This window comes from Enterobacter sp. HMSC16D10 (genome assembly GCF_001807145.1).
GTDB lineage: Bacteria > Pseudomonadota > Gammaproteobacteria > Enterobacterales > Enterobacteriaceae > Enterobacter > Enterobacter roggenkampii.
Genome location: NZ_KV787817.1, coordinates 50,612 through 62,836 on the forward strand (window position 1 = coordinate 50,612; position 12,225 = coordinate 62,836).

General features: G+C 51.9%; 13 protein-coding genes. 9 read left to right on the forward strand and 4 right to left on the reverse strand.

What is annotated here, in order from left to right; translation table 11 throughout:
• The first annotated feature begins 603 nt into the window (after window positions 1-603).
• The 3 genes from HMPREF3143_RS00480 to HMPREF3143_RS00490 all read left to right on the forward strand — a co-directional run bounded on the left by HMPREF3143_RS00480 (window position 604) and on the right by HMPREF3143_RS00490 (window position 3,495).
• A complete protein-coding gene (locus HMPREF3143_RS00480) occupies window positions 604-1,503 on the forward strand; it encodes a DNA-binding transcriptional repressor CitR (protein WP_046092231.1) in 900 nt (299 codons plus the stop codon).
• A 157-nt stretch (window positions 1,504-1,660) separates the two neighbouring features.
• On the forward strand, window positions 1,661-2,884 hold the full coding sequence (locus tag HMPREF3143_RS00485) for a phosphoadenosine phosphosulfate reductase (protein WP_070531288.1): 1,224 nt from the start codon (window positions 1,661-1,663) through the stop codon (window positions 2,882-2,884).
• On the forward strand, window positions 2,869-3,495 hold the full coding sequence (locus tag HMPREF3143_RS00490; RefSeq protein WP_070531291.1) for an IbrB-like domain-containing protein: 627 nt from the start codon (window positions 2,869-2,871) through the stop codon (window positions 3,493-3,495). The genes HMPREF3143_RS00485 and HMPREF3143_RS00490 overlap by 16 nt, the downstream gene beginning before the upstream one ends.
• Here HMPREF3143_RS00490 and HMPREF3143_RS00495 read toward each other — a convergent pair whose 3' ends face one another.
• Complete coding sequence (locus HMPREF3143_RS00495; RefSeq protein WP_048962802.1) at window positions 3,496-4,656, reverse strand: pyridoxal phosphate-dependent aminotransferase; 1,161 nt, start codon at window positions 4,654-4,656, stop codon at window positions 3,496-3,498. It abuts the gene before it with no gap.
• Between the two features lie 248 nt (window positions 4,657-4,904).
• Here HMPREF3143_RS00495 and HMPREF3143_RS00500 point away from each other — a divergent pair, with 248 nt between their 5' ends.
• The 4 genes from HMPREF3143_RS00500 to HMPREF3143_RS00515 all read left to right on the forward strand — a co-directional run bounded on the left by HMPREF3143_RS00500 (window position 4,905) and on the right by HMPREF3143_RS00515 (window position 8,594).
• On the forward strand, window positions 4,905-5,519 hold the full coding sequence (locus HMPREF3143_RS00500; RefSeq protein ID WP_023618408.1) for a methylthioribulose 1-phosphate dehydratase: 615 nt from the start codon (window positions 4,905-4,907) through the stop codon (window positions 5,517-5,519).
• Window positions 5,516-6,205 (forward strand): acireductone synthase, encoded by a 690-nt coding sequence (gene mtnC / locus HMPREF3143_RS00505; protein ID WP_023334872.1) that lies wholly within the window; start codon window positions 5,516-5,518, stop codon window positions 6,203-6,205. The genes HMPREF3143_RS00500 and mtnC overlap by 4 nt, the downstream gene beginning before the upstream one ends.
• Window positions 6,202-6,744, forward strand: a complete 543-nt coding sequence (locus HMPREF3143_RS00510) for a 1,2-dihydroxy-3-keto-5-methylthiopentene dioxygenase (protein ID WP_070531296.1) — start codon at window positions 6,202-6,204, stop codon at window positions 6,742-6,744. Before mtnC ends, HMPREF3143_RS00510 begins: the two co-directional genes overlap by 4 nt.
• Window positions 6,745-6,923: 179 nt before the next feature.
• A complete protein-coding gene (locus HMPREF3143_RS00515; RefSeq protein WP_058653566.1) occupies window positions 6,924-8,594 on the forward strand; it encodes a P-loop ATPase, Sll1717 family in 1,671 nt (556 codons plus the stop codon).
• Window positions 8,595-8,640: 46 nt separating this feature from the next.
• Here the strand turns inward: HMPREF3143_RS00515 and HMPREF3143_RS00520 are convergent, their stop codons facing one another.
• Window positions 8,641-8,880, reverse strand: a complete 240-nt coding sequence (locus HMPREF3143_RS00520) for a helix-turn-helix domain-containing protein (protein WP_058653568.1) — start codon at window positions 8,878-8,880, stop codon at window positions 8,641-8,643.
• A gap of 106 nt (window positions 8,881-8,986) precedes the next feature.
• Between HMPREF3143_RS00520 and HMPREF3143_RS00525 the strand changes: the two genes are divergently transcribed.
• The gene (locus HMPREF3143_RS00525) at window positions 8,987-9,259 is read left to right on the forward strand and encodes a helix-turn-helix domain-containing protein (RefSeq protein ID WP_023332372.1); all 273 of its coding nucleotides are present in this window, start codon (window positions 8,987-8,989) and stop codon (window positions 9,257-9,259) included.
• 36 nt (window positions 9,260-9,295) lie between these two features.
• Here HMPREF3143_RS00525 and HMPREF3143_RS00530 read toward each other — a convergent pair whose 3' ends face one another.
• Window positions 9,296-9,775 (reverse strand): SRPBCC family protein, encoded by a 480-nt coding sequence (locus HMPREF3143_RS00530; protein ID WP_070531299.1) that lies wholly within the window; start codon window positions 9,773-9,775, stop codon window positions 9,296-9,298.
• Window positions 9,776-9,817: 42 nt separating this feature from the next.
• Window positions 9,818-10,834 (reverse strand): S-methyl-5-thioribose-1-phosphate isomerase, encoded by a 1,017-nt coding sequence (gene mtnA / locus HMPREF3143_RS00535; RefSeq protein ID WP_070531302.1) that lies wholly within the window; start codon window positions 10,832-10,834, stop codon window positions 9,818-9,820.
• A gap of 104 nt (window positions 10,835-10,938) precedes the next feature.
• Between mtnA and mtnK the strand changes: the two genes are divergently transcribed.
• A complete protein-coding gene (gene mtnK, locus HMPREF3143_RS00540) occupies window positions 10,939-12,138 on the forward strand; it encodes an S-methyl-5-thioribose kinase (RefSeq protein WP_070531304.1) in 1,200 nt (399 codons plus the stop codon).
• Window positions 12,139-12,225: the final 87 nt, after the last annotated feature.

Below are 12,225 nucleotides of genomic sequence, written 5' to 3' on the forward strand. Positions count from 1 at the left end.
TATCAAATCAATCAGCCAAACCTTACAACGCCAACAAGACAACCTTGTGAACGGAACTAACGGAAAGCCTGAACGTAAAAAGGCCGCCCTGGTGGGCGGCCCTGATACCTGAACTTTCCACAGGAACTTTCAGTGCCAGCCTGGGCTGGCGTTGCGTTGCGCTCTACATACCTTATTTCAGGCCGTAACAGCGGTTTGATTACAGCACCGGTTTTCAGTTTGGGCAATGCGTCACGCCGGCATTCCGCCCTATGGCTGTGATAGGTTTTACCGAATAGCCTCCGCGTCTGCCTGACTCAACGAGAGGCTTAATAATGAGAATGAGTTGCAATAAGTGGTCTGCCTGGTGGCCAGAACGAAAGTGACAATAATGAGTCACAGCGAATGTATAACCAATAATGGTTATTTGAGAACAACGCCGCAAGTTTTAAAGATAAAAATATCTTAATAACGGCTGAAGTTCTATTTCAATAATCCAGCCTCGTGATATATTAAGCTCGTATTTAAAACAAATTAAGTAGGTTAATCACAAGGATTGTAAATGATTAACTTCGAACTATAGTTATCAGTAATGTGATGACAACAACACACTCAGGATGATTTATGGCAAATCTTTACGACCTTAAAAAATTCGATCTTAATCTGTTAGTCATTTTTGAGTGCATTTATCAGCACCTTAGCATTAGCAAGGCAGCGGAAACACTCTACATCACGCCCTCAGCAGTGAGCCAGTCCCTGCAACGCCTGCGCGCGCAACTGAATGACCCGCTTTTTATTCGTTCGGGTAAAGGCATTACCCCGACGACAGTGGGGATCAATTTGCATCACCATCTGGAAGAAAACCTTAATAGCATTGAGCAAACCATTAATATCCTGAATAACGCGCAGATCAAAAAGAGCTTTGTCATCTACTGCCCGCAGATTGTGGCCCATGGGCGCTTCGGCGGCCTGCTAAGCTCTCTGCTTGCCGAAGGGAATTACGACATAGAACATAATGATGTGGTCTTATCCCCTGAGTCAGCCGAGGATTTGCTCGCCTACCGCAAGGCCGATCTGGTGTTTAGCTTTGCTCCGGTTAACAGTCGCTCTATCGTCTGTACCCGCTTTATGAAGTTTTCAATACAGGTGGCGTGCAGCAAAGATCACCCCCGCCTCGGCGATAGCGCAACGCTCGAGGAACTCAGCCAGGAAAAATTCACGCTGATGCGCAGTCAGGAGAATGGCATAAAAGAGTTCCAGCTGCAGTCAAACATTCTCCTTCCGGAACGCAATGTCTGTTTCCGCAGTGACTCACTGCTTTCGATTATGAATATTATTGGCGTGAGTGATTTAATAGGCTTTGTACCAACAATATTGTTTGAACGATATAAAGACCATCTCAACCTGAAGAGCATTTCCTTGCCTTTTGAGACTCCGCAATTAGATGTTTATATGCTTTACAATCGCTCAGCGCTAAACAGCAGCGTGTTTTCGCAGTTCATTGAAAAAATCGAAGCAGAATAATTTTCGATATTTCCTGAGGGCTTTTTAATTACATTTTGGCAACAAATTCGATAATGGAAGATCTTATTATTCCGGTTTCTCCTTAATATCTTTACTATTCATGGTTAATCAGCGTAAATAAAAGCCCCCGACAGTCATACTCAGGAAGAGATTGAACATGTCACTGTATAAATATCCCCTGCAGCTTAACGTGCTGGAGGCCGCGCAGGAGCGCATCGGCTGGACGTTCGCCACCTTTTCCCGCATCTGCGTCTCCTTCTCCGGCGGCAAAGACTCCACCGTCATGCTGCATCTCACCGCGCAAATGGCCCGGGCGCAAAAACGAAAAATCAGCGTGCTGTTTATTGACTGGGAAGCACAGTTCTCCTGCACCATTGAGCACGTTAATGCGCTGCGCGAAGGCTACCGGGACGTCATCGAGCACTTTTACTGGGTGGCGCTTCCGCTGACCACGCAAAATTCCCTCTCACAGTATCAGCCTGAATGGCAATGCTGGGCGCCGGACGTGCGCTGGGTGCGCCAGCCACCGGAAGGCGCCATCACCGCTGCGGATTATTTTGATTTTTACCAGACGGGAATGACCTTTGAAGCCTTTGTCCGCTCGTTTTCCGACTGGTTTGCCCTGCACCGTCCGGCAGCCATGCTGGTGGGCATTCGCGCCGATGAATCCTATAACCGATTTTTGACCATCGCCAACAACCGCAAGCATCGCTTCGCGGACGATAAGCCCTGGACAACCACCGCGCCCGGCGGGCACGCGTGGTACGTCTATCCTCTTTACGACTGGAAAACCGCAGACATCTGGACATGGTTTGCAAAATCCGGAAGCAGCTATAACCCGCTCTACAACCTCATGTTTCAGGCGGTCGTCCCGCCGCGCTATATGCGCATCTGCGAACCCTTCGGCCCGGAACAGCGCCAGGGACTCTGGCTCTATCACGTTCTCGAGCCCGAGCGCTGGGCCGCCATGTGCGAGCGCGTCAGCGGCGTGCGCAGCGGCGGCTTCTACGCCGGGCAGGACAACCACTTTTATGGCCACCGGAAAATCCTCAAACCCGATCACCTCGGCTGGCGCGACTACGCCATGCTCCTGCTGAACAGCATGCCGCAAAACACGGCTGAGCATTACCGCAATAAAATCGCGATCTATCTGCACTGGTATCAGAAGAGAGGCATGCCGGATATCCCCGAGACGCAGGACGGCGATATCGGCGCCAAGGACATCCCCTCATGGCGCCGTATTTGTAAGGTATTACTTAATAATGACTACTGGTGCAGGGCGCTGTCGTTCAGCCCGAATAAACCTAAACATTATCAGCGCTACAGCGAACGAGTGAAGGCGAAGCGCAAGGAGTGGGGCATTTTATGCGACAAAGAATAATTACCGAGATCGAAACGTACCTTCAGTCACTTTGCGAGGAGGATCGGATTACTGCCATCAATGCCTTTCGTGAAGCGATCCATAAAAACAGCCCTTTTCGCGAGCAACCGATAGACTGCGTTCTCTGGATCAAACAGGACGCGATTATCGCTAACGACTACAACCCCAATAACGTTGCCCCTCCGGAAAAACGGCTGCTCAGCAAGTCGCTCGAACTTGATGGATTCACCCAACCTATTGTTGTGACGGAAAGTGAAACCCATCACTACGAAATTGTGGATGGCTTTCATCGCCACGAAATCGGCAAAAATCGGGCGGCGTTGAAGCGTCAGCTCAGGGGATATCTCCCCGTCACCTGCCTGCGCCAGCACCGGAAGGATAAACATGACCGTATGGCCGCCACGATTCGCCACAATCGGGCGCGGGGTCGGCATCAAATCAACGCCATGTCAGATATCGTGCGCGAACTGGCACAGCTCGGCTGGAATGATGAGCGAATAGGCAAAGAGCTGGGCATGGACAGCGATGAGGTGCTGCGCCTCAAGCAAATCAACGGTCTGCTGGAGCTGTTTGCAGACCGCCGTTACTCAGAAGCGTGGACGGTGAAATAATCAGAGCGTGTTCAAACGCTCCGCCGCCGCCAGCAGCGTCGATTCCTGCTTCGCAAAGCACAGGCGGATCAGCCTGTGCGGGAAGGGATCGGCGCAGAACACCGACAATGGAATGGCGGCCACGCCGACCTCTTTCGTTAGCCACTGGCAAAAGCTAACGTCGTCCAGTTCGGAAATCGCGCTGTAGTCGGCGAGCAGGAAATAGGTTCCTTCAGACGGCAAAATTTCCAGGCGGCTTTGGCTCAGCGCCGCCACAAACAGATCCCGACGTTCACGATAGAAGTGCGGCAGCTCGCGGTAATGCGCGGGTTCCGCGCGCAGCATATCCGCCAGCGCCAGCTGAGCCGGCGTGTTCACGGCAAACGTCAGGTACTGATGCACTTTGCGCAGCTCAGCGCTGATGGCCGCCGGGGCCACGCAGTACCCTACCTTCCAGCCGGTCATATGGTAGGTCTTACCAAACGAAGAGACGGCGATAGCACGCTCGCGAAGCTGCGGATGGGCCAGCACGCTGGCATGCCCTTCCTCAGCAAAGCAGATGTGCTCGTAGACTTCATCGCTCAGGACGTAAATTTCCCGTTCGGCGATAGCCTGCCACAGCGCGGCAAAATCGGCTTTTTGCCACACCGTCGCCGACGGATTATGCGGCGTATTCAGGATCACCAGACGGGTTTTGTCACTCAGCAGCGCAGCAAACGCCTGCCAGTCAGGGCGAAAATGCGGCGGCTGGAGCGCCACGCGTTTCACCACGCCGCCGGAGAGTTCAACCGCAGGCGCATAGCTGTCGTAGCTCGGATCAAAGCAGATGACTTCATCCCCCGCGCGCACCAGTGCGGTGATGGCCGCGTACAGCGCTTCGGTCGCCCCTGCCGTCACCGTGATATCACTGTTCGCATCGGGCTTATGGCCATACAGCTCCGCCGTTTTGTCGGCAATCGCTTCCCGCAGCGCCTGCACGCCCGTCATCGGCGCATACTGATTCGCCCCCTGCGCCACGTGATACGCCAGACGCGCCTGCAGATAAGCCGGGCCGTCGAAATCCGGGAACCCCTGAGAAAGGTTAATGGCGTTGTGCTGCTGCGCCAGGGCGCTCATCTGCGTAAAGATGGTGGTACCGAGGTTGGGAAGTTTACTTTGCGGAATCAAGGCGTTAATGCTCATTGTGTTGTGCCTGCTTGTAATACTTATGTTGCTGCCACTATAACACGATGTTAGTCTTTGGCAATCAAGACGCTTAGACGTCTATACCCTAAATAATTCGAGTTGCAGGAAGGCGGCAAGGGAACGAATCCCCGGGAGCGTACATAAGTACGTGACTGGGGTGAGTGAGTGCAGCCAACGCACCTGCAACTTGAAGTATGACGGGTATAAACCATATGAATATTCCTGGCCGAGAGGGTAAAAGGAAAATGACAGACAACCTGCAACTCACGCATCTGGTCGACGCCTGCCGCTGGATCGGTGCCAAAGGCTGGGCGCCCGCTACCGGCGGTAACATGTCGGTGCGTCAGGACGAACATCTCTGCTGGCTCAGCGAATCCGGCAAAGACAAAGGTAGCCTCACAACCGATGACTTTCTGCAGGTGGAGATCGCCACCAACCGCGCGCCGTCCGGTCGTAAACCGTCGGCGGAGACCGGTCTGCACACGCTGATTTATCGCCTGTTCCCGGAAGCCAACGCCGTGCTGCACGTTCACACGGTTAACGCCACGGTGCTGTCGCGTCTGGTCAAAGAGGCCGAGCTCAACATCAGCGGCTTTGAGATGCAAAAATCCCTCACCGGACAAACCACGCATCTGGATACGGTGGCAATCCCGGTCTTTGATAACGACCAGGATATCGACGCCCTCGCCTCACGCATCGCTCATTACGCCCAGGAACGGCCGCTTAATTATGGTTTTCTTCTGCGCGGTCATGGCTTAACCTGCTGGGGACGCGACGTGGCCGAAGCCCGGCGTCATCTGGAAGGATTAGAGTTCTTATTTGAATGCGAAATGCGTTTACGACAACTGGAGAGAGTATGATTCGCGCGATTGTGACGGATATTGAAGGGACCACCAGCGATATTCGTTTTGTCCATGATGTTTTGTTCCCCTACGCGCGTGAGCGGCTGGCGGCCTTCGTGACCGCTCAGCAGTACGCCGAGCCGGTGAAATCCATTCTGGACAACCTGCGTGATGAAATCGGTCACCCACACGCCAGCGTCAGCGAACTTATCGACGCTCTGTTTGCCTTTATGGATGAAGACCGCAAATCGACCGCGCTCAAAGCGCTGCAGGGGATCATCTGGCACGACGGCTACGTTAACGGCGACTTTACCGGCCATCTCTACCCGGACGTGCTCCCGGCACTGGAAAAATGGAAAGCGCAAGGGATTGATCTCTATGTTTATTCCTCTGGCTCCGTCGCCGCGCAGAAACTGTTATTTGGCTACAGCGACGAAGGTGATATTACTCATCTGTTCAGCGGCTATTTCGACACCCACATCGGCGCCAAGCGCGAGGTGCAGTCTTATCAGAACATTGCGGCACAAACGGGCATAGCCCCGTCGCAGATCCTCTTCCTCTCCGATATTCATCAGGAGCTGGACGCGGCTGAACAGGCAGGTTTTCGTACCCTGCAGCTGATTCGCGGTGATGATGACGGCGCAAGCCACCACCATCAGGTCCACCAGTTTGACGAGATTAACCCGGAGCAGATCCCTTCATGAGCGCATTGACCATTTATTCCGACAAAGACGCCAGTCAGCACCAGTGGCACAGCACCGACGCCGCCGAGATTGCCCAACAGCTCAACGCGAAAGGCGTGCGGTTTGAACGCTGGGCGGCGGATCGCGATTTAGGACACGATCCCGCGCCTGAAGCCGTGATCGAGGCGTATCAACATGCGATCGACAAACTGGTGGCAGAGAAGGGCTATCAGAGCTGGGACGTGATCAGCCTGCGCGCCGACAATCCGCAGAAAGACGCGCTGCGCGCGAAGTTCCTGAACGAACACACCCACGGCGAAGACGAAGTACGCTTTTTCGTGGAAGGCGCGGGCTTGTTCTGCTTGCACATCGGCGATGAGGTATATCAGGTCTTGTGCGAGAAAAACGACCTTATCTCCGTGCCCGCGGGCACGCCGCACTGGTTTGATATGGGCTCAGAGCCGAACTTTACGGCGATTCGTATTTTCGATAACCCGGAAGGCTGGGTTGCCCAGTTTACCGGGGATGCGATTGCGGATGCGTATCCACGCCTAAAATAATGTCCAAATAAACAAGTACAGTTCCTTCAAGATGAAGGAACTTTTATAAATTATATCTTACTCTTAAATTTGAGAAGCAAATCACAAATACTTTACTTCATTAAGACAAAAACACTACTAATAATCTATAAAAATAAATTTACCGTTAATGATTATTACTTATTCCCAAAGAGATTAACATGGCAAAAAACCCAATAATAATACGACAAAACTTAAGAATTGGCGAACTCGATGCTGAATCCGATACACAATTACTTGATGAATGCTTTGTAGATAGTGGATATCTGTCAAAATTACTAGATACTAATGATACTTCGTCTATTGTTGTAGGAAGAACTGGAGCAGGGAAAAGTGCATTATTGCACAAAGTAATGAACAAAGCATATAGATACAAAAAGCTTGATCCTAACGATATATCTATTCGTTTTCTTGAACACTCAGATATTATTTCTTTTTTTGAAGCGCTAGACGTAAATTTAGATTTATTTTATAAGATACTCTGGCGGCACATACTTATAATGGAGTTTTTAAAAATACGTCATGATATAAACAGCGAGAGTGACACAAGAAATTTCCTTACCAGCTTAGCGAGTTTTTTAAGAAAAGATGAGATCAGGAAGCGCGCATTAGAATATTTTAGAGAATGGGGGGATAAATTTTGGATTGATACAGACACACATTTGAGAGAAATAACAAAAAAACTTGAAAATGACACTAAAGCTAAAATAGGCACAGCACTTCATGGTATTGAATTAAATGCTGAGACAGCTAAGAGAATATCTGAGGAAGATAAGCATGAAATAAAGAAAAGAGCTTCTGAAGTTGTTAGTGGAATGCAAATTCAAAAATTAAATGAAGTTCTCGACATGCTTGCAGAACATTCATTTTCCGATCTTCAAAAGAAACATTACATTGTAATAGATCAGCTTGATGAAAACTGGGCCGAAAACAACACTCGATATAAATTCATAAGAGCATTAATTGAAGAGATAAAAGTATTCAGACGTATCAAGAACGTCAAGATAATAGCTGCTTTAAGACATGATCTTCTTAAATCTGTATTCAATATTACTCGAGGCTCTGGATTTCAAGAGGAGAAGTATGAATCATATATCCTTGATCTTCAATGGACCGCAAATCAACTTAATGAATTAGTTTCAAAGAGAATTCAAGAGGTTTTCAAAAAACAATATACAAGAGAAAACGTCGAAATTAACGATCTTTTCCCTTCCCCCAAAGGAGGGAGTAAGGGAATGTTGCCAATCGAGTATATCATAGAGAGAACACTATATCGGCCAAGGGATGTTTTACAGTTCGTAAATGAATGTTTTAAAATAGCACTTAATAGAGAACGAATCTCTTGGGATTCCATTCATAAAGCTGAAAGTATTTATTCTGAAAAAAGATTGCGTTCTTTAAAAGAAGAATGGGGAGACATATATCCATCTTTCGAAGAAACCATAGAAATTCTCAGAGAGGTTCCAGAAAAATTCACCCGAACACTTATTCCTAAAAATAACATAGAATCTGTAGCATCGGAACTCGCCATTCAAAATACTAATGACCCATGCGCAATCATCGCATCTAAAATGCTCAATAGCGAAGTAAGAGAATCTGATGTTGTTAACGAGATATTTTTATGCTTATATAATATTAGTGCGATAGGATTCAAAGTTAGCCCTTTAACACCATATAAATGGTCTTTCAGAGATAGCAGCCCTGTAAATAAAGCTGAAATAAAGAGGGCAAGCCATATCAAAGTACATAAAATGTTGCATAAAGCATTAGATATAAAAATTGCAATATCTGATATTTATAATAAAGATGATGGAGACGACGAGATAAATTGATGATTTTTTTGAGTTAGGGCGCTATAAATATAATGCGCCCATTATTTTAACATCTTAAAGATTGTAAAATAGTAAGGACCTCTTCGTTACTTAAGCTAAGTAATCTCGCCAGATGCACAAACTCCACCACGTCTAACCTGCGTTCACCGCTTTCCACTTTAGCGATAAACGACTGCGGTTTGCCCAGCGCTTCCGCAAGCTGTGCCTGAGTAATCCCCTTCTCCTTACGAGCTTTCTTCAACGCATTGATAACACGCTGGTATTCTTCTGAATAGACTGAGGCCATTGTTCCGATTCCATACAAATATCCTGAAATCGAATATCCTCTCATTGCGTTTTTATCCCAAAACAGGATAATTAAGCGCGTAACAAACACATGTAAGGAGGACACAATGCGTCATCAGAACTGGCATCCTGCCGATATCATCGCCGCACTAAAGAAACATGGAACAAGCCTGGCTGCGTTGTCCAGAAAGGCTGGCCTTTCCTCATCCACATTGGCAAACGCGCTTACCCGACCGTGGCCCAAAGGTGAATTGCTTATCGCACAGGCGCTAGACATTCCGCCCGATGTGATATGGCCGGAAAGATACTTTGATGAAAAGGGAGAGCCAATATTTCGTCAGATGAGGAATACTAAAAAAAGAAATCTATCTTCGACTTGATCAATGAATTCTCCCCCTTCACCCCAACCCTCTCCCTCAAGGGAGAGGGGGTCGAAGAGACTTCACATACGCCACCAGCTGATCCAGCACAATCCCCCACCCTTCGTGGAAGCCCATCTGCTCGTGCTGCTCACGAATTTCCTTCGTCGGATGGCGCGCAATCGCCGTGTAGCGGGTTTTGCCCTCGCCCACCTCTTCCAGCAGCAGGATCGCCGTCATAAACGGCTTCTCGGCCGGTTTCCAGCCTTCGGTATAGCCGTCGGTAAAGACCAGCTTTTTCCCCGGGTCGATTTCAAGAAACACACCCCGGTTATCCATCCGCTGACCGTCCACCTCAAACACGGTGTTGAACCGCCCGCCCACGCGGAGGTCAAGGTCGCAGTCGATCACCTTATGCGGTGCAGGGATGAAGAAGTGTTTGATGTGTTCGGGCGTGGTCCAGCAGAGCCACAGGAGGTCGCGCGGTGCGTCCACTACGCGCTCCAGTTTTAAGTCTGTTTCAGGGTCGAGCGTCACGGTGTTGTCCTCTTAAGGGAGCCCCTTAAAGGATAGCCGGACTCAGGCAAATTTCCCTTCCGCAACCTCTTCCGGCGTGACCACGCCCGTATCCAGCACCCAGCCGCTAATCAGCGAGGCTGGGGTCACGTCAAACGCCGGGTTGTAGACCTTCGCGTTTTCAGGCGCCCACTGCCCCGCGCCAAAGCTTCCGGCGACGCCCGTCACCTCGCTGGCGGCGCGCTGCTCAATCGGGATCGCGTCGCCGTTCGGGCAGTCCGGATCGAGGGTCGTTTGCGGCGCGGCCACGTAGAACGGAATGCCGTGGAATTTTGCCAGCACCGCCAGGGAGTAGGTGCCGATTTTGTTCGCCACGTCGCCGTTGGCCGCAATGCGGTCTGCGCCCACCCACACGGCGTCGACCTGCCCTTTCGCCATCAGGCTGGCGGCCATGGAGTCGGTAATCAGCTGATACGGCACGCCCAGCTCGCCCAGCTCCCAGGCGGTCAATCTACCGCCCTGCAGCAGGGGGCGGGTTTCATCCACCCAGACGTTGCTGACGTTGCCTTCCTGGTGCGCGCGAGCAATCACCCCCAGCGCGGTGCCGACGCCCGCCGTTGCCAGCCCGCCGGTGTTGCAGTGGGTCAGCAGACGGCTGCCGGGCTTCACCAGCACGCTGCCCGCGCTGGCAATCGCATCGCAAAGTCGTTTGTCTTCGTCAATCAGGCGCAGCGCTTCGGCCACCAGCGCCGGAACATACTCTTCCTGCCACAGCGCCCGCTTCATGCGGTCGAGGTTGTTCATCAGGTTCACCGCCGTCGGGCGGGACGCGCGCAGGGTTTCCAGCGCAACCGCCAGCTCGTCACGGCTTTTGCCGTTTTCCGCCAGCAGCGCCAGCAGCAGGCTTGCAGAGAGACCAATCAGCGGCGCGCCGCGCACCCGCAGGGCGTGAATATGCCCCACCAGCGCCTCTACCGTTGAGGCATCCAGCCAGCGTTTCTCCTGCGGAAGGGCCTGCTGGTCGAGAATAAAGAGCTGATTATCCGCTACCCGCAGGCTGGTCGTCTGTAATGTCTGCATGTCGTTAATTCCCTGTTGCGTTGTTGTAGCACATTGTGTCAGGATGAAATCCAGATGTATAGACGTCTACATGTCTTTATTAGCAAACCCGTGAGGAGCAGGCCATGTCGCAATACCGTACCTTTACCGCTCAGGACGCCGTGGAATATGCCAGGCAATTTGGCGGCCTTGACGATCCTTCATCGCTGGTGGAGGCGCAGGAGGTAGGCGACGGCAACCTCAATCTGGTGTTTAAAATTTTCGACAGCGCGGGCGTGAGCCGCATCATCGTCAAGCAGGCGCTGCCCTACGTGCGCTGCGTCGGCGAGTCCTGGCCGCTGACGCTGGATCGCGCCCGTCTGGAGGCGCAAACCCTGGTCGAGCACTACCGGCACAGCCCGCAGCACACAGTGAAAATCCACCACTTTGACCCGGAACTGGCGGTAATGGTGATGGAAGATCTCTCCAGCCATCGCATCTGGCGCGGCGAGCTGATCAAAAATAATTATTACCCGCAGGCGGCGCGTCAGCTGGGTGAATACCTCGCGCACGCGCTGTTCCACACCAGCGATTTCTTCCTGCATCCGCACGAGAAGAAAGCGCAGGTGGCGAAATTCATCAACCCGGAGATGTGCGAGATCACCGAAGATCTGTTCTTCAACGATCCGTACCAGATCCACGAACGCAACAGCTACCCGGCCGAGCTGGAAAACGACGTCGCCGCCCTGCGCGACGACGCCCAGCTGAAAATTGCCGTGGCCGCCCTCAAGCACCGCTTCTTTTCTCAGGCTGAAGCCCTGCTGCACGGAGACATCCACAGCGGCTCGATTTTTGTGGCCGACGGCAGCCTGAAGGCCATCGATGCCGAGTTCGGCTATTTTGGCCCGATTGGATTTGATATCGGCACCGCCATCGGCAACCTGCTGCTCAACTTCTGCGGCCTGCCGGGGCACCTGGGCATTCGCGATGCCGCCGCCGCGCGCGAGCAGCGCCTGACCGATATTCAGGAGCTGTGGAACACCTTCGCGGAGCGCTTCCAGGCGCTGGCGCACGAGAAAACGCGCGACGCGGCGCTCAGCGCGCCGGGCTATGCCTCCGCGTTCCTGAAAAAGGTCTGGCATGACGCCATTGGCTTCTGCGGCACCGAACTCATTCGCCGCAGCGTCGGGCTTTCCCACGTCGCGGATATCGACACCATTCAGGACGAGGCGATGCGCCACGAATGCCTTCGCCACGCGATAACGCTCGGCAAGGCGCTGATTGTGATTGCCGACCGTATCGACAGCGCGGAAGCTCTGGTGGCGCGGGTGCGGCAGTACAGCTGAGAACGTTTGCCCGGTGGCGGCTTCGCCTTACCGGGCAAACGAGAGCAAAATGCAGGCCGGGTAAGGCGAAGCCGCCACCCGGCAAAA